This window comes from Sphingomonas sp. NIBR02145, from assembly GCF_027359115.1.
GTDB classification, from domain to species: Bacteria; Pseudomonadota; Alphaproteobacteria; order Sphingomonadales; family Sphingomonadaceae; genus Sphingomonas; species Sphingomonas kyeonggiensis_A.
This window is the reverse complement of sequence record NZ_CP114791.1, coordinates 2,894,346-2,917,629: the sequence shown is the minus strand read 5'-3', so window position 1 is coordinate 2,917,629 and position 23,284 is coordinate 2,894,346. Positions and strand designations below refer to the sequence as shown.

Here is a 23,284-nt window from a genome sequence, read left to right as displayed (position 1 = left end):
ATGCGAAAGGCCGGGGCGCGAACCCCGGCCTTTCCGTTTGCGTGGACCGGCGATCAGAAGGACGTGCTGAGCGTGCCGAACACCTGGCGCGGGGCCGAGGAGTGGAACACCACGATGCTGCCCGCCGCGTCGTCCGGCGCGAAGACGCTGCTGTCGAAGTTCGACGCGTAGCGCTTGTCGGTCAGGTTGGTGACGTTCAGGGAAAGCTTGAGGCTCTTGAGCCCGGCGAGATCGCCGAAATCATAGCCCATGCCGAGATCGACGGTGGTGTAGCCGCCGAAGCTCTGGTCGTTGGTGTAGGTATAGTAGCGGCGGCCGGTATACTTGCCCTGGACCGAGGCGGAGAAGCCGCCGGTGTGGAGGGTGAGCACGCTGGCAAGCATCTCCTTGGGCGTGTCCACCTGCTGCTTGCCGGCAGTCATCTTCACCACGCAGGTGGTGGTGCACCAGTTGAGATTCTCGTCATAGGTCGACTTGTTGTACGACGCCGAATTGTACCAGCTCAGCCAGGGCGTCGCCTTCCACAGCACGCCGAGCTCGACACCCTTGCTGGTGACGCCGCCGGCATTGTGGAAGCTGTTGCCGCAGCCCGGGTTCTGCTGCTGGTTGGTCGGGCAGGGGTTGTACTGCAGCAGGCGGTTCTCGAACTTGACGTAATAGCCGCTGAGCGCGACCTGGAGCGGGCCGCCGACATAGCGATAGCCGCCCTCGACGCTCTTCGAGGTTTCGGGCGTGAGATACTGGCCCTGCTGGTTCCACACGGTCTGCGAGACCGACTGCGGCCCGAGTTTGAAGCCGCCCTGGTACATGGCCATGTTTTCGGCATAGCTGGCGAACAGCTCATGGCCGGGCGCGACGTTCCAGTGGACGCCGACCTCGGGAAGGAAATTGTCCTTGGCGACCAGCGAGCCAGTGGCGAACTGGCTCGAGGCGGGCGGCGCGGTGACGGCGATGCCGCGGATCGCATAGGCGTTCGAGCGCGAATAGGTGCTCTTGAAGCCGAAATCGACGGTCAGCGCGTCGTCGAACAGGCGCACCGTGTCCTGCACGAAGAACTGGTGGGTCTTCCAGCGGGTCTCCTGCACCCACTGGGCGGTGTTGGGCACGCCGCCGAGGAACTGGGCGAGGCTGAACACGCCGGTGACGTTGGTCCAGATATAGCGCGCGGCGCTGCTGGTGTTCTGCTCGACCCACAGGCCGGCCTGGAGCTCGTTGAAGCCCAGCTTCCAGGTCAGGCTGCCGACCACGCCGGTGCGATCGATCGTGTAGCGCGTGTCGCGGATCTGGACGGGCAGGTCGTCCGCGGTCGATGTGGTGCCCTGGTTCGACAGGCCCGCGATCCAGTTGTTGCCCGCGCCCTTGTCATTGTGATGATAGACCTGGGTGCGGACGCTGAGGTTGCCGGTCAGGTCGAAGTCGCCGGCCAGGTAGAACAAATTGTCGTTGCGCAGGATCTGGCCGTTGGTGAAGGTGACGTCCGCGTTCTTCTGCGGCGAGGGGGCGGCGGCGCACTTGATCGGCGTGGTGGTCACCGTGCAGGCGGCGACGCCGAGATAGCGGTTCCAGTCGGGCGCATAGCCGGCCCAGTCCCAGCCGAGCCGGTTCAGCATGTCCTTCGACAGATAGGGATCGTCGGCCTGGTTGGTGCGCGACACGTCGGCGAAGGCCGTGATCCTGATGCCGTCGGCCTGGTACTGGAGCTTGGCGTTGAGCTGCTTGCCGTTCGACCAGTTATAGGCGCCCTGGTTCACGAACAGGTCCTGCTCGACATATTGCGCCGAGACATAGGCCGAGAAGCCGCCATGCTCGCCGGTGTCGATGCGGACGAAGCCGCGACGGCTCTTCTCGCTGCCGGCGGTGATGCTGGCCGAGACGCCCATTTCCTTCTTCGGATCGCTGCTGAAATAGGTCAGCGCGCCGCCCAGATTGCTGGTCGAGGGGATGGCCAGGCCGGCGATGCCGGTGGCGAGATCGGCGCGGCCGAGATTCTCCGAGATCAGCGCGCGGCTGATCGTGAGGCCGTTGTAGTTGTTATAGGCACCGTCGCCGAGCGGCATGCCGTCGAGCGTGTAGCCGAGATGCGTGGTGTTGAAGCCGCGGACCTGCAGGGTGAGCGACTGCTCGTTGGTGCCGAGCGCGTCGATCGACTGGGCGCTGACACCCGGCAGGAAGTTGAGCGCCTTCTGCACGCTGGTGCCCGGCGGCAGCGTGTCGAGGTTCGAGGGGAGCAGGGTGGAGACCGAGCGGGTCTGGCCGCTGCCGATCACGACGATGGTGGCGTCGCTGCCGGTGTCCTCATCGGCGACGGCGACGGTGTTGTCGGCGGTCTGGGCATGCGCGGCGGGCGCGAGCGAAACCAGCGCGGCCGAGGCCATCAGAACGGCATAAGCGTGGCCATGGCGCAGCCGGCGGCGCGAAAATTCGGTCATGTGATCTTTCCCATCCCGGCGACCGGCTGGCCGCCCTCGACCGGGCGGCTAGGCAGGGTTGGGGACGGTACCGTTACGGGAGCGCGACAGTTTGATGACGCGGGGGCGGTTGGCCATGCTGCGTTGCCAAATGGCAACAATCCGCAAGGTTCTTGGTGGCGCTTTCGCTCCGGGGAACGGAGCGTCCAGTGCCGTTTGCAAGCAATCGCGGGCAAGCGTCGGTTTTTGTTGCTGCAGCACCGTGAACATGCAGGATGCCGCCCGAAAGAGGGGAGAGCGTTTCATGCGTCGAGTGGTGCGTTTCGGATTGATGGGGCTGCTGGCATTGGGAGCCGCCGCGCCGGCCGCGGCCAGGGGGCCGGACATGGATGCCGCGGTGAAGGCGGCGATGGCCGAGACCGGGGCGAAGGGCGTCGCGGTCGCGCTGATCGACAAGGGCAAGGTCGTCTCGGTGAAGACCTGGGGCGATCGCAACGCCAAGGGCGATCCGCTGACGCCCGACACGATCATGTACGGCGCGTCGCTGACCAAGGCGGTGTTCGGCTATCTGGTCACCCAGCTGGCGGAAGAGAAGAAGCTCGATCTCGACGCGCCGATCGCGGCGATGCTGCCCAGGCCGATCCCCGACTACGGCAATCTCGATGCCTATGGGCATTGGGGCGACCTGGCCGGCGATGCGCGCTGGCGGAAGGTGACGCCGCGCCACGTGCTCAACCACGCCACCGGTTTCGCCAATTTCGCGGTGCTCGAGCCCGACGGCAAGCTGCGCTTCCACTTCGATCCGGGCAGCAATTACGGCTATTCGGGCGAGGGCATCTCGCTGCTCCAGTTCGGGGTGGAGAAGGGGCTGGGGCTGAGCGTGGAGGCCGAGCTGCAGCGCCGCTTCTTCCAGCCGCTGGGCATGACCCGGACCAGCCTGATCTGGCAGGACAGCTTCGGCACCAATTTGGCGGACGGCTGGGACGAGAACGGCAAGACCGAGCCGCATGACGACCGCAGCCGGGTGCGCGCGGCGGGATCGATGGACACGACGATCCACGACCTGGCGATCCTGGCGGCGGCGATGGTGCGCGGCCAGGGCCTGTCACCGAAGTGGCGCGCCGAATATGTGCGCGGCACCCAGAAGATCCCGAGCCGGACGCAGTTCCCGACGCTGAACAACCCGGCCAAGCCGGGCGAGGGAACGCGCGCGAAGGCGGCGCTGGGCGTGATCGCCTTTACCGGGCCGCAGGGCGCGGGCTGGCTGAAGGGCGGGCATAACGAGGTGACCGCGAACACTTTGGTCTGCCTGGAGAAGGGCCAGCGCTGCGTGCTGATCCTGGGCAATGACGTGCGGATCGAGAAGGCCTTCCCGAAGCTGGTGAAGGCGGCGCTGGGCGATACCGGCGTGCCCTATGCCTGGGAATATGGCTTCAAGGACTGAGGCCGGAGGGTTGCGGCAGCCGGTGGCGCGCCGGCTGCCGCCTTCGCGCGACCCTCAGGGTTTGCCCGGCGCCGAGGACAGGTCGAATTCGGTGAGCGGCTTGCCGTAATAGTCGCGCACGACCAGGCGCACGGGCTTCACGTCGAACGGCATCGGATAGACATAGGTCAGCGGGGCGGTGCCGTCCTTCTCCAGATAGACGCTGGTCGTCATCCGGTCCGTGCCGTCGCGGCCATAGCCATTGCCGTCATGCTTGTAGGACTGGCCGTCCGAGCCGATGAGGGTCCAGCTGTTATAGTTGTTCCAGATGCTGCGCCGGATCGTCTGGTCGTTGCGCATCGTCAGCGTCACTTCGACTGCGCCCGAGCGCTGGCGGCGGACGGCGTCGAGCCGGGTGAAGAAATAGCCGGTGTTGCGGAAATCGCCGGTGACGCTTGCCGACGTCGCGGCCGGGGCGGGCGTCGGTGCCGGAGCCGGCGTCGGCGTTGGGGCCGGAGCAGGTGCCGGTGTGTCCTTCGTGGTCGCGGTGCCCGTCTTTCCCGTCGATGCCGGTGCCGGCGCCTTTCGCCGCGGCTGCACGGGGATATCGACACTGGTCGCGGCCTGCGCCTTGAGCAGCAGGCCCTGCTTGGGCTGGGCCAGTTCCTTGATCGTGATCGAGCTGACCATTTCCTGCTGGGCGCGCGGCAGGTCGAACGAAGGCGTGACGACGACTTCCTTGAGCGCCGCGACCGGAGAACTCGGCGCATAGACGATCTGCTTCGCGACGGTCCTGGTCGCGGCGCCGGCGCCGCTGTTGAGGGTGAACTCGAAGACGGACTGCGGCGGAAGCGACATCACCGTCTTGTTCTTCGCGGTGATGCTCACCGTCATGCTGGTGGGCGTCTTGTACTGCAGTTCGCTGACCCGCACGGTCCAGCGGCCCAGGCTGAAGAACCCCTGGTCGTTGAACTTGATGGGATCGCCGCTGGTATCGGGCGGCGGGGTATCGGCCGGCGGAGGGGTCTGCGTTGGCGTTGGGGTCGCGCCCGGCGGCGCCGGCAGGTCGACGACGGCGTTCGCCTGGCTTGCCGGGAAGAGCGGGCCCCGGATCCTGTCGATCGTGGTGACCTTGACCGATTTTAGCTTGGCCCGGTCCGCCGCGGGCAGGCGGAAGGACGCGTAGACGACCACTTCCTCGCCCGTCTTGACCTGCGGGGGAAGGGAGGAGCCGGACATGGTCGTCCGCGCGAAATCGGCCTTGGGATTGCCGGTGGAAGGCGGGCGTGGGGCGCCGGCGGACAGGATGTCGTAGCTCAGCCCCGTCGCCTCATGGCTGCTCGCGCCGTTCAGGCTGAGCTGGAACGAACCGCTGGCGGTCTGCGGCAGGGGCGAAGCGTTCTTCGCGGCGATGGCGACGATGACGTTCGGGGTCTTCCCGTCGTCTTCCGGGCTATAGTAGACGCCGGCCTTGCGCAGCAGCCATCTGCCGAGCGTCTGCGGCTGCGCGCTGGCGAGGGTGAAGCCGGCAAGCGTGGCCTCGGGTGGCGGGGCCGGCGTCGGGTTCGGGTCCGATCCTGGCCCCGGATTGTTGGAGCCGCCGCCAGCCTCCTTCACCAGAAGCCGTATGCGGGGAAGGCCGTGGTCTGCCTGGAACTCGCTTGTGTAGCTGCTTGCCCATTGCCGCGGCGTGACCTCCGCGCTCACCAGCAGCGCCCGGCCGCTATAGGTCGCGCTGATTTCGTACTTGTCGGGCCGCAGGCCGCTTATGACATGGCCCTCGCCGCCCGTGTAACGCGCAGTGCGCGTGATCGGGGTGCCGCCGCCCACGGGTTTCGCCGTGACGACGACCTTGGACAGGTCCAGTGTTTCATAGGTCTGGGCAATGACGTTGATCACGCCGCCCAGGCCATAGTCGCTCAGCCGATCGGGGTTTCCCCGCAGCTCGACGAAGCGGAGCTGGAAGTTGCGGGTCGCGCCGGTGGCGCTGCTGAACTCCTCGCTGGTTTCGGGCAGCAGCTCGAACCGCCAGCCCCGATAGACGGCATAGGCATAGCCGGACCACTTGCCCTTTGGCTGGGTGACGGCAACGCGGTAATAGCCCTTGTCGTCGGTGGTGGTTGCCTTGTTGCTCTGGTTGTTGGTGCCGCCGCCGTCGGACGTGTAATAGGCCGAGACCTCGGCATTGGGGATGCCCTGGCCGTTCTCGTCGGTGACGCGGCCCTGCATATAGGTGTCTTCCTGCGCGGCGGCATCGACCGCCACCATGCAGGCCAGGGCCGCGAGGGAGACCGAGGCGGTCCGAACAAATCCCACCTGATACATGCTTACTCTCGCCACAGAAGATTTGAGCGGGACGCTGCTCCCGTGGCGACGGGCGGGACAGTAATAAGCGATGAAAGCGGAGCGTCGCGATGCGGGGCCCGCGGCGGCGCTAGCGGGCTGGCTCCGCCCGGCTCTGCAGATAGGCGATGATGTCCGCGCGATCGAGCGGATCGGAGACGCCCGAGAATTGCATGGTCGTGCCGGGGACGCGCCCGGCGGGATTGGCGATCCAGGCGTCGAGCGTCTGCGCGTCCCATGTGCCGCCGGCGTCGCGCAGCGCCGCCGAATAGCCGAAGCGCTGGCTGTTTCGCCCCATCGGCCGGCCATAGACGCCGTAGAGATTGGGGCCACCAAGGTCGGGCGCGCCCGGGTTGATCCGGTGGCATGCCGCGCACCGCCCGAACTTGCGCGCGCCGATCTCGGCATCGGCTACCTTGAGCAGCGCCTCGAGCGACGGGTTGGGCCCGGCCTTTCGCAGCCGCGCGTCATGCTGGTCGCCCGAGCATCCGGCGAGGAGGGCGGTGGCGATCAGGGCACCGGCGGAAGCGACGCGCGCGAACATGGCGCGGAGCTAGGGGCTCCCGCGCCCGGTTCCCATGGGACGAATTGTCCGGGTGGTCAGGCGCCGGCGGCGGTGAGCCTGTCGAGCTGCGCCTTGCCGAGCGTGACGTTCCAGCTGCCGACCAGCTCCTCGGCCTGGGCGACCGAGGTGGCGCTGGCGATCGGGGCGGTGACGCCGGGCTGGGCGGCGAGCCAGGCCAGGGCGATCTGGGCGAGGGTGGCGCCGGTCTCGGCGGAGATTTCGTCCAGCGCGGCGAGCATGGCCGGGCCCTTGCCCTCCATGAACGCGGTCATCCGGCCGCCACGCACCGATTTGCCGAGATCGGCTTCGGAACGGTACTTGCCGGTGAGATAACCCGAGGCGAGCCCGTAATAGGGCACGCAGCCGATATTATACTCGACGCACAGGTCCTGCAGCTCGCCTTCGTATTTGTGGCGGCTGAGCAGGTGATATTCGTTCTGCAGCGCGCGGTAGTGCGGCAACCCCTCGCGCGTGGCGATGTCGAGCGCGGACTTGAGGCGCATCGCGTGGAAGTTCGACGCGGCGATCGCCTGGACCTTGCCGGCCTGGATCAGCTTGTCGAACGCGGCGAGGACTTCCTCCTGCGGCACGTCCTCATCGTCCTGGTGCGCGAAATAGAGATCGATCGTCTCGACGCCGAGCCGCTTGAGGCTGGCGTCGCAGGCCGCGGCGATGCGCGCCGGGGCGAGCTTGGTGCCGCCCTCGCCATCGAGCATGCCGACCTTGGTGGCGACCTTGACCTTGCCCTGCTTGCCCGAGCCCTTCAGCCACTCGCCGATGATCGCCTCGGACTCGCCGCCCTGATGGCCGGGGACCCAGGCGGAATAGACATCGGCGGTGTCGACCAGCGTGCCGCCGGCCTCGGCGAAGCAGTCGAGGATCGCGAAGCTCGTCGCCTTGTCCGCAGTCCAGCCGAAGACGTTGCCGCCGAGGATCAGCGAAGGCGTCTGGATCCCGCTGGCGCCGAGGTCGCGAAGGGTTGTCATTGCTGGTTTCCGGTGCTGGCGTTGATGTCGGTCGCGGCCGCCGCCGCATCGAGGTCGCGCGACTGGCTGGCGCTCAACCCGCCATGGCCGTCATCGGAGCCGTCGCCGCCGCAGGCCGCAAGTGCGAGGAGCAGGAGGAGCGGGGCGAGACGCATGGCTTATTCGTCGCCCGAGCCTTCGTCGCCCGAACCGGCAGCGCCCGCGGCATTGCCGACCGGGACGGCCTGGTCGTAGTTGCTCTCGGCAGCGCCGAAGGCAGCGTTTTCGGCGGCGTTCACGTCGCCCACGGCTTCGCCCATCGTATTGCTGTCGCCGGCGACCGATTCATTGGCCTCGGCGGCTTCGTTCTTCGCGCTCTTGCCGCATGCCGAGAGGCCGAGCAGCGCGACCGCCGCGAGCGGGAGGAAGATCTTGCGCATGACGGGGACCCTTTTGCCGGAAAATTGCTCGCGCCAAGGGCTAACGGGGGCTGGACTCGCGTGCAAGGCGCATGCGATGCGTTGACCCCATATAAAGATATCTTTATATGTCTAACTGCCATGCAGCAGGCCCTCGCCATCTTCCGTGCCCTTGCCGATTCGACGCGGCTGCGCATCCTTGCGCTCGTCCGCTCGATGGAGCTGAGCGTGGGCGAGCTGGCGCAGGTACTCGGGCAGAGCCAGCCGCGCGTCAGCCGGCACGTGAAGATCCTGTGCGACGCCGGGCTGCTGGAGCGGCGCAAGGAAGGCAGCTGGGTGTTCGTCGGCCTGGGCGCCGATGCCAAGGTGGCGCCGGTGCTCGCGGCGCTCGACCAGTGGAGCGAAGCCGATCACTGGATGGTCGCCGACGAGGCGCGCCTCGCGGCGGTGCGCGCCGACCGGGCGAGCGCGGCGGCCGAATGGTTCGAGAGCAATGCCGGCGAATGGGACGCGATCCGCTCGCTCCATGTCGCGGAGAGCGAAGTCGAGGCCGCGATGGCCCGGGCGCTGGGGGACGGCGAGATCGGCTATCTGGTCGATATCGGCACCGGGACCGGGCGGATGCTCGAGTTGTTCGCGCCGCGTGCCGAGCGGGCGCTGGGTATCGACCGCTCTTCCGAGATGCTGCGGCTTGCCCGCGCCAAGCTTTCCGAGCAGGGACTGGCCAATGCCGAGCTGCGCCAGGCCGATCTCTATGCGCTGCCGATCCAGGATGGCGGCGCCGATCTCGCTATATTGCATCATGTGCTCCACTTCGCGCAGCAGCCCGGTGCGGCGATCGGCGAGGCGGCACGCGTGCTGGCCCCCGGCGGCCGGCTGCTGATCGCCGATTTCGCGCCGCATGAGCGCGAGGAACTGCGCAGCAAGGACGCGCATACGCGCCTCGGCTTCTCGGACGAGCAGGTGCTCGGCTGGTTCGAGGCGCATGGGCTCGCTCCGATCCAGGTGGAAACGCTGGTGGGCGGCGAGCTGACGGTGAAATTGTGGCTCGGTCGCAAGACCGGGCAGGTGAATGAAAAGGTGAGGGCCGCATGACTATCCTGGACCCGCTGGCGGCGCCGCTCTTCGCGGATGTGGCGGGCGATATCGACGTGAGCTTCGAATTCTTCCCGCCCAAGACGGAGAAGATGGAGGAGACTTTGTGGGAGTCGATCGAGACGCTGAGCCCGCTCGGGCCGCGTTTCGTCAGCGTTACCTATGGCGCCGGCGGCACGACCCGCGAGCGCACCCACAATACGGTGGCGCGGATCGCGCGCGAGACCGGCATCCCGGCAGCCGCGCACCTCACCTGCGTGGAAGCGACGAAGGAAGAGATCGACCAGGTCGCCCAGGAATATTGGGCGGCGGGCGTGCGCCACATCGTGGCGCTGCGCGGCGATCCGCCGCGGGCGGGCGAGAAGTACCAGACCCATCCGGGCGGCTATGAGAATGCGGCGGACCTGGTGGCGGGGCTGCGCAAGCTGCATCCGTTCGAGATCTCGGTCGCAGCCTATCCCGAATGCCATCCGGATTCGCCCAATCCGACCGCGGACATCGAGAATTTGAAGCGCAAGATCGACGCCGGCGCCAACCGCGCGATCACCCAGTTCTTCTTCGAGCCCGACACCTTCTTCCGCTTCCGCGACGATGCGGCCAAGGCCGGCATCGACGCGGAGATCGTGCCGGGGATCATGCCGGTGATGAGCTTCGCCAGCGTGGTGCGCATGGCGGCGATGTGCGGCACCGAAGTGCCCGGCTGGATGGAGCGGCTGTTCGAGGGGCTCGACGAGCATCCGGCGGCGCGCCAGCTCGTCTCGGCGACGCTGGCGGCGGAGCTGTGCCGCAAGCTCTATGCCGGCGGGGTGCGCCAGTTCCACTTCTACACGCTGAACCGTGCGGAGCTGAGCTACGCGATCTGCCATCTGCTGGGCGTGCGGCCGAAGGTCGGCGCCGAGATTGTGGCGGCCTGAGCCGCATATAACCACCCGTCATGCTGAACTTGTTTCAGCATCCAACGCGCAACGGGCGATGGATTCGCGGGTGGAGAGTTGGACCCTGAAACAAGTTCAGGGTGACGAGGAATTTGGACGATGACTGCACGCGAGAAACTGCTGGCCGAGGCCGCCAAGCGCATCCTGATCACCGACGGGGCGTTCGGCACCGAGATCCAGAACTGGAAGCTCGACGAGGCCGCCTATGCCGGCGATCTCGGGCTGAGCCATGACCAGAAGGGCAACAACGACATCCTCGCGTTGACCAAGCCCGAGGTGCCGGCGAGCATCCACCGCGCCTATTTCGAGGCGGGGGCGGACATCGCCGAGACCAACACCTTCTCGGCCAACCGGATCAGCCAGGCCGATTACGGCGCCGAGCATCTGGTGCGCGAGATCAATGTCGAGAGCGCCAAGCTCGCGCGCAGCATCGCCGACGAGTTCGAGGCGAAGGATGGCCGTCCGCGCTTCGTCGCCGGCGCGCTGGGGCCGACCAACAAGACGCTGTCGCTGAGCCCGGACGTCAACGATCCCGGCTATCGCGAGATCGACTTCGATTACCTCAAGGACGTGTACCGCGAGCAGATCGACGCGCTGGTCGAAGGCGGCGTCGACTTCATCCTGATCGAGACGGTGTTCGACACGCTCAACGCCAAGGCCGGGGTGATGGCGGCGATCGAAGCGGGCAATGACCTGGGCCGCGACCTGCCGATCATGCTGTCGATGACGCTGACCGATCTTTCGGGGCGCAACCTGTCGGGCCACACCGTCGAGGCGTTCTGGCATGCGGTGCGGCATGCGAAGCCGCTGACGATCGGGCTCAACTGCTCGTTCGGCGCCGAGCAGCTGCGCCCGCATGTGAAGACGCTGTCGGGCATCTGCGACACGCTGATCATGGTCTATCCCAACGCCGGCCTGCCCAACGAGCTCGGCGCCTATGACGAGGCGCCGGTGACGACCGCCGGGCTGGTCAAGGAATGGGCCGATGCGGGGCAGGTCAATGTGCTGGGCGGCTGCTGCGGCTCGACGCCGGCGCATATCAAGGCGATCGCCGATGCCGTGGCCGGGCTGCCGGCGCGGCCGATCCCCCAGGTCGCGGTGCGCACCCGGCTGGCCGGGCTCGAGCCGTTCACGATGGCGGCGGCCTAGCCGTCACCCCGGTGAAGGGTCCCATCAAAGTACTACTTTGATGGGGGCCCGATTGCCGGGGCCTCGCAGTTTTATAGCGTGCGCATGCGGCACGAGATCCCGGCTTTCGCCGGGATGACGATTGGAAGAACAGAATGACCACCGCCTCCTCCACCAACTTCGTCAATATCGGCGAGCGCACCAACGTCACCGGATCGGCGCGGTTCAAGAAGCTGATCATGGCCGGCGACTATGCCGCCGCCGTGGAAGTGGCGCTGCAGCAGGTGGAAGCCGGCGCGCAGGTGCTCGACGTCAACATGGACGAGGGCCTGCTCGACGCGTTCGAGGCGATGACCACCTTCCTCAAGCTGATCGCCGCCGAGCCCGACATCGCGCGCATCCCGGTGATGGTCGACAGCTCCAAGTGGGACGTGATCGAGGCGGGCCTGAAGTGCGTGTCGGGCAAGCCGATCGTCAACTCGATCAGCATGAAGGAAGGCGAGGCGCAGTTCCTCGAGCATGCCCGCAAGTGCATGCAATATGGCGCGGCCGTGGTCGTCATGGCGTTCGACGAGACCGGCCAGGCCGACACCCAGGCGCGCAAGGTCGAGATCTGCGAGCGCGCCTACAAGCTGCTGGTCGGCATCGGCTTCCCGCCCGAGGACATCATCTTCGATCCCAATGTGTTCGCGGTGGCGACGGGCATCGAGGAGCATAACAACTACGGCGTCGATTTCATCGAGGCTTGCCGCGAGATCAAGGCGCGCTGCCCGCATTGCCATATCTCGGGCGGCCTCTCGAACCTGAGCTTCTCGTTCCGCGGCAACGAGCCGGTGCGCAAGGCGATGCACTCGGTGTTCCTCTACCACGCGATCCCCGCGGGCATGGACATGGCGATCGTCAATGCCGGCCAGCTCGACGTCTATGACCAGATCGAGCCGGAACTGCGCACCGCCTGCGAGGACGTGATCCTCAACCGCGACCCCGAGGCGGGCGACCGCCTCGTCGCGCTCGCCGAGAAGTTCCGCGGCACCGATGCGACGGCGGAGAAGCAGGCGGCGGAATGGCGCGGCTGGCCGGTCGAGAAGCGGCTCGAGCATGCGCTGGTCAAGGGCATCGACGCGCATGTCGTCGAGGATACCGAGGAATGCCGCGCCGCGCTGATGGGCAGCGGCGGCCGCCCGATCCAGGTGATCGAAGGCCCGCTGATGGACGGCATGAACGTGGTCGGCGACCTGTTCGGATCGGGCAAGATGTTCCTGCCGCAGGTGGTGAAGTCCGCCCGCGTGATGAAGAAGGCGGTCGCGCACCTGATGCCGTTCATCGAGGCGGAGAAGGAAGCCGGCTCCAAGGCCAAGGGCCGGGTGATCATGGCGACCGTTAAGGGCGACGTGCATGATATCGGCAAGAACATCGTCGGCGTCGTCCTGCAGTGCAACGGCTTCGAAGTGATCGACATGGGCGTGATGGTGCCCTGGTCGGACATCCTCAAGGCCGCGAACGAGAATGACGCGGACATGATCGGCCTCAGCGGCCTGATCACGCCTTCGCTGGACGAGATGGTGACCGTCGCCGAGGAGATGCAGCGCGCGCAGATGACGATGCCGCTGCTGATCGGCGGCGCGACCACCAGCCGCGTCCATACCGCGCTGCGCATCGAGCCGGCGTATACGGGCCCGGTGGTGCATGTGCTCGACGCGTCGCGTGCGGTCGGCGTGGCGACGGCGCTCGTCTCGGAGACGCAGCGCGACGACTATGTCGCCAAGGTCGCGGCCGAATATGAGCAGGTGCGTGCAGCACGCGCCGGGCGCGGGCAGAGCGAGCTGCTGCCGCTGGAGAAGGCGCGCGACAACGCCTTCGAGGCGGACATGAGCCTCAAGCCGGGCAAACCGCGCATGCCGGGCGTTCACACGTTCGACGACTGGGACCTGAAGGACCTGCGCGAGTATATCGACTGGACGCCGTTCTTCCGCGCCTGGGAGCTGGCGGGCAATTATCCGGCGATCCTGACCGACGAGGTGGTCGGCGAGAGCGCGTCCAGCCTGTTCGCCGACGCGCAGAAGATGCTCGACACGATCATCGCCGAGAAGTGGCTGACCGCGCGCGGCGTCGCCGGGCTGTGGCCGTGCCGCCGCAAGGGCGACGACATCATCGTCCATATCGGCGACGAGGAGCATGTTACCCTGCCGATGCTGCGCCAGCAGATCGCCAAGCGCGAGGGCCGGGCGAACATGTGCCTGGCGGACTTCATCGACACCCAGGGCGACTGGATCGGCGGCTTCGCGGTCTCGATCCACGGCATCGAGCCGCATCTCGCGCGCTTCAAGAACGCGATCGACGATTATTCGGACATCCTGCTCAAGGCGCTGGCCGACCGCCTGGCCGAGGCGTTCGCGGAGCGACTGCACCAGTTCACCCGCACGTCGCTATGGGGTTATGCCGAGGGCGAGCAGCTCGACAATGCCGCGCTGATCAAGGAAGAATATCGCGGCATCCGCCCGGCGCCGGGCTATCCGGCCTGCCCCGAGCACAGCCTCAAGCCGATCCTGTTCAAGATGCTCGATGCGCATCACCGCACCGGCATCTCGCTGACCGAGAGCTTCGCGATGCTGCCGACCGCGGCGGTTTCCGGCTTCTATTTCGGGCATCCCCAGGCCGAATATTTCGGCGTGGCGCGGATCGGCCAGGACCAGGTGCAGGACTATGCTGCGCGGCGCGGCATCGATCTCGACCTGGCGACGCGCTACCTGCGGCCGAACCTCGATTGAGGGTATCTGCCCTCTCCCCGGAGGGGAGAGGGCGATCACTCAGGGCTGGGTATAGCTGCCCTTAGTCCAGCCCGAGGTGCCGGGGTCGGCGCAATATTCGGTCGTGGTGTCGTTGCCCGTCACATAGAGGCGGATGTGCTGCCCGGCCGAGTCCGCCCAGGTGATGGCCGATGCCTGCTGGCCCGGGAAGCTGGCGCCGGTGACCCAGCCATTGCCGTCGTTGCAGCGCTCGGTGATCGTATAGTTGTCGCTCGAATAGACGCGGATGTGCAGCGCGTGGTTGCCGTCGAACCAGCTGATCGCGCAGGTGCTGACCGGAAAGCTTGGATTATCGGCCATCGGAGTTCCCCCTCTTTGCAACGCGTCCCGATGACGCGCGGCGGGAAGCTTCCTTCTCGCCTGGGCCGGCGCAACCGGCATTGGGTCCGGATCGGTGCGGTGGCGGATCGATCTGGATAAGTTCGGGATCGTCAGGCATCTGCTAGCGTTGAGCGTCCAATCCCGTGCCGGAGCCTGCATGACCGACAGCCGACAAGCGAAAACCTCGGTCGCAAAACAGCTTGGGCCCGGCCTGATCACCGGCGCGGCGGACGACGATCCCAGCGGCATCGCCACCTATTCCCAGGCCGGCGCGCAGTTCGGCTATGGGCTGATGTGGACGATGGTGCTCACCTATCCGCTGATGTCGGCGGTGCAGCTGGTGAGCGCGCATATCGGGCGGGTGACGGGGCAGGGGCTGGCCGCGAACATGCGCGGATTCCTGCCGAACTGGCTGCTGAGCCTGCTCGTCACCATCCTGTTCATCGCCAACACGATCAACATCGGCGCCGATATCGCCGCGATGGGCGATGCCGCGCAGATGGTGGCCGGCTGGGGCGACCATTGGTTCACGGTCTTCTTTGCGCTGGCCAGCCTGCTCCTGCAGGCGTTCGTGCCCTATCACCGCTATGCGCGGGTGCTGAAATGGCTGACCCTGTCGCTGTTCGCCTATGTCGCGGTGGTGCTCGCGGTGCAGGTCGACTGGGCCGCGGCGGCACGCGGCCTGGTGGTGCCGCGCATCGACGGACCCGATGCCATCGCGACGATCGTTGCGCTCTTCGGCACGACGATCAGCCCCTATCTCTTCTTCTGGCAGGCTGCGCAGGAAGTGGAGGAAGTCGAGGACCATGACGGCGCCCGCCCACTGGTCGATGCGCCGGAGCAGGCGCCGGACGAGATCAGGCGGATGCGGGTCGATACATTCGTCGGCATGGCCTTTTCCAACCTGATCGCGCTGGCGATCATCACCGCGACCGCCGCGACGCTGCATGTGCAGGGAATCTCCCAGATCAACACGGCGACCGACGCCGCCCAGGCATTGAAGCCGGTCGCCGGCAATTTCGCCTTCGCGTTGTTCGCGGTGGGAATCATCGGCACCGGGCTGCTCGCGGTGCCGGTGCTCGCCGGATCGGCCGGCTTCGCGGTGAGCAATGCGCGCGGCTGGCGCTGCGGGCTGGAGCGCAAGGTCAAGGACGCGCCCGGCTTCTACGGCGTGATCGCGCTGTCGATCCTGCTCGGCGTCTTCCTCGACTGGTCCGGCATCCCACCGATGCAGGCGCTGTTCTGGAGCGCGGTGGTCAACGGCTTCGCGGCCGTTCCGATCATGGCGGTGATGATGGTGATCGCCACCCGGCGCAGCGTTATGGGCGAGTTCCGCATCCATGGCCCGCTGCTCGTATTCGGCTGGGCGGCGACGATCGTGATGGGTGCGGCGGCGGTGGCGATGCTGGTCTGGCAATAAGTCCCCGAGCCGCTAAGCTTCGCCGAAAGGCAGGTGAGGGGCATATGGCAGAGGGCGCAGCGGAGCCGAGCGGCAAGGACATCCGGCTGGTGATCGGCGCATCGTCGCTGGGCACCATCTTCGAATGGTATGACTTCTTCATCTGGGGCACGCTGACCGCCACCGGCATCCTGCAGCATACCTTCTTTCCCGCGGGCAACGACGTGCTGGCGAGCCTGCTTGCCTGGGCGGCGTTCGCTGTCGGCTTCGGTTTCCGGCCGCTGGGCGCGGTGCTGTTCGGCTATCTCGGCGACAGGATGGGGCGGAAATACACCTTCCTCGTCACCATCACCGTGATGGGCCTGGCGACCGCCGGCATCGGGCTGGTGCCGGGCTATGCCGAGATCGGCGTGGCGGCGCCGGTGCTGATCCTGATCATGCGGGTGGCGCAGGGGCTGGCGCTGGGCGGCGAATATGGCGGCGCGGCGATCTATGTCGCCGAGCATTCGCCGGGCGGGCGGGCCGGCTTCCATACCAGCTTCATCCAGGCAAGCGTGGTCGGCGGCTTCATCCTGAGCCTGGCGGTGGTGCTCGCGTTCAAGACGCCGATGCCCGCCGCGACCTGGGAGGCCTGGGGCTGGCGACTGCCCTTCCTCTTCTCGATCCTGCTGCTCGCGGTGTCGCTCTACATGCGCCTCAAGCTCTCCGAGAGCCCGGTGTTCAAGGCGATGAAGGAGACCGGCGAGACGGCGAGCAACCCGTTCCTCGAGAGCTTCACCTATCCGGGTAACCTGCCGCGCCTGTTCGTCGCGCTGTTCGGCATCGCGGCCGGGCTGACGGTGATCTGGTACACTTCGATGTTCTCGGTGCTGTCGTTCCTCACCGGGCCGATGCGGATGGACCCGACCACGGCGCAGCTGATCTGCGGCGGATCGGCGTTGGTCGGCTGCGGGTTCTTCATCCTGTTCGGGCATCTCTCCGACCGGATCGGGCGCAAGAAGCCGATCGTGATCGGCTATGCGCTGACTTTGGTGCTGCTCTTCCCGCTGTTCTGGGTTATCGGGAATGCGGCCAATCCGGGATTGGCGGAATCGGCCCGGCACGCGCCGGTGATCGTGCGCGGGCCCAATTGCAAATATGATCCCTTCGCCGCGAAGCAGATCGATCCGTGCGCGCAGGTGCTCGATCATCTTTCGAAGAAGGGTGTGCCCTACAAGACCCAGCGCGCCGATGCGGTGGTGGTGACGGTGGACAGCGTGCCGGTGGCGGATGCCAGCCCGGCGGGGCTCGACGCGGCGCTGGCCGAGGCGGGCTACCGGCTCGAACGGGTCAGGCCTTCGATCGGCAACGTCGCGGTGATCGTGCTGGCGATGCTGGGGCTGATGGCGCTGGCCGGCGCGACCTATGGCCCGGTGGCGGCGCTGCTCAGCGAGATGTTCCCGAGCCGCATCCGCTATTCGTCGATGTCGATCCCCTATCATCTCGGCACCGGCTATTTCGGTGGCTTCCTGCCTTTCATCAGCCAGTATATCGTTGCGCGCACCGGCGATCCCTATGCCGGGCTCTGGTACACGATGGCGGTCGTGGCGATGGCGCTGCTGGTCACCGCCCTGGGGCTGACCGAGACGGTGCAGCCGCGGAAGCACGGGCACGCAAGGCACTGAGGGCATAGCCTCCCTCCGCAACGGCCATTGCGGGGGTGGGGCGCAGGGCCTAACCGCTGGAAACATGACTGCACCCCTGCGCCTGCGGCTGGACAGCGCCGCGCTCGTTTCCAACTGGCGGCACATGGCGAAGCTGAGCGGCAATGCCGCTTGCGGCGCCGCGATCAAGGCCAATGGCTATGGGCTGGGATCGCGCGCGGTGGCCGAGCGGCTGGCGGCGGCGGGATGCCGCGACTTCTTCGTCGCCACCTGGGCCGAGGCGGAGGCGCTCGCCGATCTGGGGCTGAGCGTGTCGGTGCTGCATGGGCTGCGCGCCGAGGATCCGCTCGATGCGACCTATGCCCGGCCGGTGCTGGCCACACCCGAGCAGGTCCGGCGCTGGAGGCCGACCGGGCGGCCGTGCGACGTGATGGTCGATACCGGCATGAACCGGCTCGGTGTCTCGCCAGAAGAGGTTGGTGCGGGCCTGCTCGACGGGCTGGTGATCGAGACTCTGCTCAGCCATCTCGTCTCGGCCGACGAGGATGTACCGCTCAACGCAAAGCAGCTCGCGGCGTTCGGTGCGCTCAGGGGGCGGACCCCGGCAAAGCGGATGAGCCTAGCCAATTCGGCGGGCATCGCGCTGGGCAGCGACTATGCCTTCGACCTGACCCGGCCGGGCATCGCGCTGTATGGCGGCCGGCAGCGCAGCGGGCATGACGCAATCCGTCAGGTCGCGACGCCCGAGGCGCAGATCCTCCAGCGGCGGCTGGTGCGGGCGGGCGAGAGCGTGGGCTACAACGCCACCTGGATCGCCGAGCGCGACACCGAGGTGGCGACGCTCAACCTGGGCTATGCCGATGGCTATCTGCGCTGCTTCTCGAGCAAGGGCCTGGCATCGGCGGCCGGGGTGACGCTGCCGCTGATCGGGCGCGTCTCGATGGACCTGACGGCGCTGGACGTGAGCGCGTTGCCTTCGCTCAGGGAAGGCGACTGGGTGACGATGTCCTATGCGCTGCCCGAGACGGCGGCGCTGAGCGGGCTCTCGCAATATGAGCTGCTGACCGGGCTCGGCCCGCGCTACGACCGGATCTGGGCATAAGAAAAGGGCCGCTCTTTCGAGCGGCCCTTTCCGTTTGTCAGGTGCTTCGGATCAGAAGCGAACCTGGGCGCCCGCGTAGAAGAAGCGGCCCATGTTCGGGTAGATCGCGTCGTTGCCGGTGCCGGTCGCGTCATACGGCGGCAGCTCGTTGGTGACGTTGTCCACGCCGAAGTACAGGCGGTAGTCCTTCGACACGTTCACGCCCAGACGGATGTTCTGGTAGACGATCGGATCGTAGAACACGAACGGACGCGCATCGGGATTGAGCGCCGCACGGCCCTGCGACGGGAAGAAGGTCTCGTAGGTGAGGCTCGAGACGATCTGCTTGCCGACGTAGCGCGCGTTGTAGTTCACGTCGAACTGGCCGAGCTTGATGTTCGCGGTGAACTGGCCCTGCCACTTCGGATCGCCCAGCGTGCTGTCGATACGATCGTAGCGGTTCGGCTCCGTGATGTAGCTGTAGGACAGACGATCCATCACATAGCTGACCACCGTGCGCAGGCTGATCGCGAAGTCGTCGTTGAACTTCTTCTCGTAGCCGACGTCGATGTCGATGCCGCGGGTCGCCAGCTTGGCGAAGTTGTACGGCTGGTTGATGAAGCTGTTGCCGTTGCCGGCCAGCGCCAGGTTGAAGGTCGACTGATCGATCTGACGGGTCGACTGGCCGTTGAACGTGAGGTTCTCAACCGCATTCGTGCTGCTGCGGCGGAAGACCGCGGCGCAGAAGATGTTGTTGATGCCCGAGGGATCGTCATAGCAGCGATTGATGATCGCCTGGCCGGTCAGGCCCGAGATGACGTTCTTCACGCGCACATTGTAGTAGTCGACCGAGATCGTCAGGCCGGGCACGAAGCTGGGCGTGAACACCGAGCCGACCGTGAAGCTGTAGCCGGTTTCCGGCAGCAGGTTCGGGTTGCCCGAGTTGATGCCCGCCAGGCCGGCCGTGGTCTGGTTGGTCCAGGCACGGGTCAGCACGGCGCCCGAAGTCGGATCGGTATAGGTGATCGTCGTCGGAACACCGGCCGCGGCGCAGTTCTTCGCGCGGTTCGGGTTGGCATTGATGTTGTTCGCCGAGTTGGTGCCACCGGGCTGGTCGCACGGATCGGTGAAGCCGTTCTGGAAGGTGGTCGCCGCCGTCGCATAGAGGTTGCTCAGGTTCGGCGCGCGGACCGACTTCGAGAAGGTGCCGCGGAAGCGCAGGTCGCGGATCGGCGCCCAGATCGCGCCCGCATTCCACGCCCAGACCGAACCCGTCGTGCCGCCGTAATCGGAGACGCGCGCGGCGCCTTCGAAGGTCAGCTCGCGGATGAGCGGCAGCTTGGCAAGCAGCGGGATGCGCAGTTCGCCATAGGCTTCCTTCACCTTCACCGCCGGCGGATCGAAGGTCGCTGCCGGGTTGAGGAAGGTCTGGCCCGACGCAGTGATCGCGTCCTGGCTCGAGCGCGCGTCTTCACGGCGATATTCGCCGCCGACCGCGAAGCCGACCGGACCGCCCGGCAGGCTGAAGAAGCCGCTGGTGTCGCCCGACAGGAACGCAGTGAAGTCCAGCTGCTCGGCCCACTGGTTGCGGGTCGAGGTGTGCAGGATGTAGTTCAGCGCGTTCTGATCGTAGCGGTTCTCGCCGAACAGGTTGATCGGGTAGCAGGCCGCGTCGTCATTGGTCGTGCTGGCATCGGCGTTGACGCCGCAGACGACCTTCTGGCCGGCGCTGTTGAGCACGAAGTTCGAGCCCGCATAGCCGGTCGGTGCGAGCACCGCATTGGCTGCGCGGTTGAACTGGGTGACCAGCACGTTGCCGCCGGTGCGGTAGAAGTTCTCGGTGCGGCCATAGTTGGCTGCGACTTCGTAGCGCAGGTTGCCCGAGCTGCTCAGGTCGCCGGCGACGCCGATCACGCCGCGATAGGTCTTGCGGTTGTGGAACTCGGCGCGGGTGCCGAGATCGTTGTTGAAGCGGTTGAGCGAGAAGCTCGTCGCGCCCGGAGCCAGGATGGTCGTCAGCGTGTTGCGGGCGGCCGTGGTCAGGAACGGGTTGTTGACGCTGAAGGTCGAGGTAAGCGTGCCGCCGGTGAAGCTCGGCTGCACCGACTGCTGGTGGACCTTCACCTGCGCATAGGTGAGCTCGGCGAACGGCTTGAACGCGCTCGAGAAGTCACCGTTGATGAGCAGGTTCGCGACATAGCGGTCCTGGCTCGGCATGAGCATGGCGCCTTCGACGCCCGAAGCCGACTTGCCGAACAGGATGCCGCCGCCGATCGCGCGGTTGTCGGTCATGCCGGTGGTGGCCGGCGAGTCCTTCACCAGCGAGCCGTCCGGCTCGAACATGTAGAAATAGGCGAGCGGGCTGCCGGTCGGCGAGTTCTGGCCGGTGCAGATCGCTGCGCGCTGGGCCGCATTGGCCGCGGTCGCGGTCGCCGGGCAGGTGGTCACGACGGTGCCGCCGATCGAGCGGTTGCCGAACACGACGCCGCGCGGAACGAAGCCGGTGTTCGGAATGCCGTCGAAGTTGCGGTTCGGCGCGGTGGTGATCTGCGTGGTGATGAAGCCCGGCGTGCCGCCATAGGCACCCAGATAGTCGCGATCGGCGTAGTAGAGCTCGTTCGCATGGGTGTATTCGGCCGACGCGGTGATGTTCAGACGGCCGTCCATCAGGTTCTTGCCGGCGAGCGCGCTGACCAGGTAGGTGCCGCGATCGCCATAGGTGCTGACGCCGCCCTGTGCGCGGACGCGCAGGCCCTCATAGTCGCGACGCAGGACGAAGTTGGCGACGCCCGCGATGGCGTCCGAACCATAGATGGCCGACTGGCCGCCGGTCACGGTCTCGACGCGGTCGATCAGGTCGTACGGAATGGTGCTGACGTCGGGCGTGTAGCTGCCCGGCACTGCCGAGACGACGCGACGGCCGTTGATCAGGGTCAGCGTGCGCGCAGTGCCGAGGCCGCGCAGATCGAGCAGGCTGAGGCCGGCGGTGCCGATCGAGCCGGTCGAGTTGGCCTGGCTGAAGGTCGAGCGGAACTGCGGAAGCTGGTTGAGCGCGTCGCCGACCGAAACGTCGCCGCGGGTGCCCAGCAGCTGGGTCGCGGAGATCGTCTGGACGGGAACAGCAGCGTCGATCGTGTTCCGGATGCGAATGCGCGAACCGGTTACAACGATTTCCTCATCCGGCGCCTTCTCGGCATCGCTGGTGGCGGGCGCGGTCGGCGCCTGCGTATCCTGAGCATATGCTGCTGAGGACCACAGGAGCGACCCGGCGAGCGCCGTCGCGCTCAGCAAGTGAGAGATTTTCATTGGTTCTTTTGCCCCTTCGGACTGGATGTCCGAGGGTGCAAAGAAGCCGGACATGTTTCCGCATCGCAAGATATGGAAATAAGGGGCCGCGCAATTAGGCGGGCACTGTTGCAGAAATGCGACTGTTACACGCGATAAATTTCAATAGCAACGACATTAATGCAACATTCAGAATGTGCCTTAGCGCTTCAACACGCTAAGGCCCATTCATCGGAAATATTTCGTCACACGATGAAAACAGTCGAGCAAGCGATAAAGCCCGCTCAGCGCTCGACGCACATGGCGATTCCCATGCCGCCGCCGATGCACAGAGTCGCCAGGCCCTTCCTGGCGTCGCGCTTGCCCATTTCGTAGATCAGCGTGGTCAGCACGCGGGCACCAGACGCGCCGATCGGGTGGCCGATGGCGATCGCGCCGCCATTGACGTTGACCTTCGAAGCGTCCCAGCCCAGCTCCTTGCCGACCGACAGCGCCTGGGCGGCGAAGGCTTCATTGGCTTCGATCAGGTCGAGCTCGGCGATCGTCCAGCCGGCCTTTTCCAGCGCCTTCTTCGACGCCGGAACCGGGCCGATGCCCATGATCGACGGATCGACGCCGGCGCTGGCCCAGCTCTTCACCGTGGCGAGGATCGGGGCGCCGCGCTTCTCGGCTTCGGCGCGGCTCATCAGGACGAGCGCGGCGGCGCCGTCGTTGAGGCCCGATGCGTTGGCGGCGGTGACGGTGCCGTCCTTCTTGAAGGCCGGGCGCAGGCCCGAGACGCTGTCGAGCGTCGCGCCGGCGCGGATATATTCGTCATCGGCGACGACGGTGTCGCCCTTGCGGCCCTTGATCGTGACCGGCGCGATCTCGTCCTTGAAGCGGCCCTCGGCGCGCGCCTTCTCGGCCTTGTTCTGGCTGGCGACGGCGAACTCGTCCTGCTCGAGGCGGGTGACCTGGAACTGCTCGGCCAGGTTCTCGGCGGTGATGCCCATGTGATAGCCGTTGAACACGTCGGTCAGGCCATCCTTGATCATCGTGTCGACCAGGGTGACATCGCCCATCTTCGCACCCGCACGCAGCGCCTGGGCGTGGTTGGCGAGCGACATGCTCTCCTGGCCGCCGGCGACGACGATGGTCGAATCGCCGGTCTGGATCGCCTGGGCGGCGAGCGCGACGGCGCGCAGGCCCGAGCCGCAGACCTGCTGCACGCTCCAGGCCGGCACTTCCCTGGGCACGCCGGCAGCCATCGAGGCCTGGCGGGCCGGGTTCTGGCCCTGGGCGGCGGTGAGCACCTGGCCGAGAATGACTTCGCTGACTTCCTCGCCCTTCACGCCGGCCTGCTCGAGCGCGGCCTCGATCGCGACGCGGCCCAGCTCATGCGCGGGAGTGCTGCCGAATGCGCCGAGAAAGGCGCCGACAGGGGTGCGCTTGGCGGCGATGATGACGACGTCGGTCGGGCTGGTCATG

The 23,284-nt window shown here is 66.7% G+C and carries 17 protein-coding genes; 8 read left to right on the top strand and 9 right to left on the bottom strand.

Annotated elements, in window-relative coordinates; translation table 11 throughout:
- Positions 1–53: 53 nt before the first annotated feature.
- Positions 54–2,429 carry a TonB-dependent receptor gene (locus tag O3305_RS12905; protein WP_269572925.1) on the bottom strand — a complete coding sequence of 792 codons (2,376 nt, stop codon included), beginning with the start codon at positions 2,427–2,429 and terminating at the stop codon, positions 54–56.
- Positions 2,430–2,712: 283 nt separating this feature from the next.
- Here O3305_RS12905 and O3305_RS12900 point away from each other — a divergent pair, with 283 nt between their 5' ends.
- Positions 2,713–3,852, top strand: a complete 1,140-nt coding sequence (locus O3305_RS12900) for a serine hydrolase domain-containing protein (protein ID WP_269572924.1) — start codon at positions 2,713–2,715, stop codon at positions 3,850–3,852.
- A gap of 54 nt (positions 3,853–3,906) precedes the next feature.
- Here O3305_RS12900 and O3305_RS12895 read toward each other — a convergent pair whose 3' ends face one another.
- From O3305_RS12895 to O3305_RS12875, 5 genes are all read right to left on the bottom strand, one after another.
- Entirely contained in the window at positions 3,907–6,147 is a 2,241-nt protein-coding gene (locus O3305_RS12895) for a carboxypeptidase-like regulatory domain-containing protein (protein WP_269572923.1), read from the bottom strand.
- Positions 6,148–6,265: 118 nt separating this feature from the next.
- Complete coding sequence (locus tag O3305_RS12890; RefSeq protein WP_269572922.1) at positions 6,266–6,718, bottom strand: c-type cytochrome; 453 nt, start codon at positions 6,716–6,718, stop codon at positions 6,266–6,268.
- Between the two features lie 56 nt (positions 6,719–6,774).
- On the bottom strand, positions 6,775–7,725 hold the full coding sequence (locus O3305_RS12885; RefSeq protein ID WP_269572921.1) for an aldo/keto reductase: 951 nt from the start codon (positions 7,723–7,725) through the stop codon (positions 6,775–6,777).
- Entirely contained in the window at positions 7,722–7,880 is a 159-nt protein-coding gene (locus tag O3305_RS12880) for a hypothetical protein (RefSeq protein ID WP_269572920.1), read from the bottom strand. The genes O3305_RS12885 and O3305_RS12880 overlap by 4 nt, the downstream gene beginning before the upstream one ends.
- A gap of 3 nt (positions 7,881–7,883) precedes the next feature.
- Positions 7,884–8,144, bottom strand: coding sequence for a hypothetical protein (locus O3305_RS12875; RefSeq protein WP_269572919.1), 261 nt, complete (start codon positions 8,142–8,144; stop codon positions 7,884–7,886).
- Between the two features lie 120 nt (positions 8,145–8,264).
- Between O3305_RS12875 and O3305_RS12870 the strand changes: the two genes are divergently transcribed.
- The 4 genes from O3305_RS12870 (at position 8,265) to metH (ending at position 14,049) form a co-directional block, all read left to right on the top strand.
- Positions 8,265–9,218, top strand: a complete 954-nt coding sequence (locus tag O3305_RS12870) for an ArsR/SmtB family transcription factor (RefSeq protein WP_184164612.1) — start codon at positions 8,265–8,267, stop codon at positions 9,216–9,218.
- Complete coding sequence (metF, locus tag O3305_RS12865; RefSeq protein WP_269572918.1) at positions 9,215–10,132, top strand: methylenetetrahydrofolate reductase; 918 nt, start codon at positions 9,215–9,217, stop codon at positions 10,130–10,132. The genes O3305_RS12870 and metF overlap by 4 nt, the downstream gene beginning before the upstream one ends.
- A 120-nt stretch (positions 10,133–10,252) precedes the next feature.
- A complete protein-coding gene (locus tag O3305_RS12860) occupies positions 10,253–11,302 on the top strand; it encodes a homocysteine S-methyltransferase family protein (RefSeq protein WP_269572917.1) in 1,050 nt (349 codons plus the stop codon).
- Between the two features lie 134 nt (positions 11,303–11,436).
- On the top strand, positions 11,437–14,049 hold the full coding sequence (gene metH, locus O3305_RS12855; RefSeq protein WP_269572916.1) for a methionine synthase: 2,613 nt from the start codon (positions 11,437–11,439) through the stop codon (positions 14,047–14,049).
- Between the two features lie 39 nt (positions 14,050–14,088).
- On the opposite strand, the gene O3305_RS12850 is transcribed toward metH, so the two are convergent.
- Entirely contained in the window at positions 14,089–14,388 is a 300-nt protein-coding gene (locus tag O3305_RS12850; RefSeq protein ID WP_269572915.1) for a fucose-binding lectin, read from the bottom strand.
- Positions 14,389–14,566: 178 nt separating this feature from the next.
- Between O3305_RS12850 and O3305_RS12845 the strand changes: the two genes are divergently transcribed.
- From O3305_RS12845 to O3305_RS12835, 3 genes are all read left to right on the top strand, one after another.
- A complete protein-coding gene (locus O3305_RS12845) occupies positions 14,567–15,829 on the top strand; it encodes an NRAMP family divalent metal transporter (protein WP_269572914.1) in 1,263 nt (420 codons plus the stop codon).
- A gap of 44 nt (positions 15,830–15,873) precedes the next feature.
- Positions 15,874–17,472, top strand: coding sequence for an MFS transporter (locus tag O3305_RS12840; RefSeq protein ID WP_269572913.1), 1,599 nt, complete (start codon positions 15,874–15,876; stop codon positions 17,470–17,472).
- Between the two features lie 64 nt (positions 17,473–17,536).
- Positions 17,537–18,553, top strand: a complete 1,017-nt coding sequence (locus O3305_RS12835) for an alanine racemase (RefSeq protein WP_269572912.1) — start codon at positions 17,537–17,539, stop codon at positions 18,551–18,553.
- A gap of 51 nt (positions 18,554–18,604) precedes the next feature.
- Here O3305_RS12835 and O3305_RS12830 read toward each other — a convergent pair whose 3' ends face one another.
- Positions 18,605–21,838 (bottom strand): TonB-dependent receptor domain-containing protein, encoded by a 3,234-nt coding sequence (locus tag O3305_RS12830; protein WP_269572911.1) that lies wholly within the window; start codon positions 21,836–21,838, stop codon positions 18,605–18,607.
- A 263-nt stretch (positions 21,839–22,101) separates the two neighbouring features.
- A complete protein-coding gene (locus O3305_RS12825) occupies positions 22,102–23,283 on the bottom strand; it encodes an acetyl-CoA C-acetyltransferase (RefSeq protein WP_269572910.1) in 1,182 nt (393 codons plus the stop codon).
- Position 23,284 lies beyond the last annotated feature (1 nt).

Coding starts and splice junctions, on each gene's coding strand:
- O3305_RS12870 (WP_184164612.1), top strand. CDS start 8,265: ATGCAGCAGGCCCTCGCCATCTTCCGTGCCCTTGCCGATTCGACGCGG.
- O3305_RS12880 (WP_269572920.1), bottom strand. CDS start 7,880: ATGCGTCTCGCCCCGCTCCTCCTGCTCCTCGCACTTGCGGCCTGCGGC.
- O3305_RS12900 (WP_269572924.1), top strand. CDS start 2,713: ATGCGTCGAGTGGTGCGTTTCGGATTGATGGGGCTGCTGGCATTGGGA.
- O3305_RS12885 (WP_269572921.1), bottom strand. CDS start 7,725: ATGACAACCCTTCGCGACCTCGGCGCCAGCGGGATCCAGACGCCTTCG.
- O3305_RS12860 (WP_269572917.1), top strand. CDS start 10,253: ATGACTGCACGCGAGAAACTGCTGGCCGAGGCCGCCAAGCGCATCCTG.
- O3305_RS12850 (WP_269572915.1), bottom strand. CDS start 14,388: ATGGCCGATAATCCAAGCTTTCCGGTCAGCACCTGCGCGATCAGCTGG.
- O3305_RS12905 (WP_269572925.1), bottom strand. CDS start 2,429: ATGACCGAATTTTCGCGCCGCCGGCTGCGCCATGGCCACGCTTATGCC.
- metH (WP_269572916.1), top strand. CDS start 11,437: ATGACCACCGCCTCCTCCACCAACTTCGTCAATATCGGCGAGCGCACC.
- O3305_RS12840 (WP_269572913.1), top strand. CDS start 15,874: ATGGCAGAGGGCGCAGCGGAGCCGAGCGGCAAGGACATCCGGCTGGTG.
- O3305_RS12825 (WP_269572910.1), bottom strand. CDS start 23,283: ATGACCAGCCCGACCGACGTCGTCATCATCGCCGCCAAGCGCACCCCT.
- O3305_RS12890 (WP_269572922.1), bottom strand. CDS start 6,718: ATGTTCGCGCGCGTCGCTTCCGCCGGTGCCCTGATCGCCACCGCCCTC.
- metF (WP_269572918.1), top strand. CDS start 9,215: ATGACTATCCTGGACCCGCTGGCGGCGCCGCTCTTCGCGGATGTGGCG.
- O3305_RS12845 (WP_269572914.1), top strand. CDS start 14,567: ATGACCGACAGCCGACAAGCGAAAACCTCGGTCGCAAAACAGCTTGGG.
- O3305_RS12830 (WP_269572911.1), bottom strand. CDS start 21,838: ATGAAAATCTCTCACTTGCTGAGCGCGACGGCGCTCGCCGGGTCGCTC.
- O3305_RS12875 (WP_269572919.1), bottom strand. CDS start 8,144: ATGCGCAAGATCTTCCTCCCGCTCGCGGCGGTCGCGCTGCTCGGCCTC.
- O3305_RS12835 (WP_269572912.1), top strand. CDS start 17,537: ATGACTGCACCCCTGCGCCTGCGGCTGGACAGCGCCGCGCTCGTTTCC.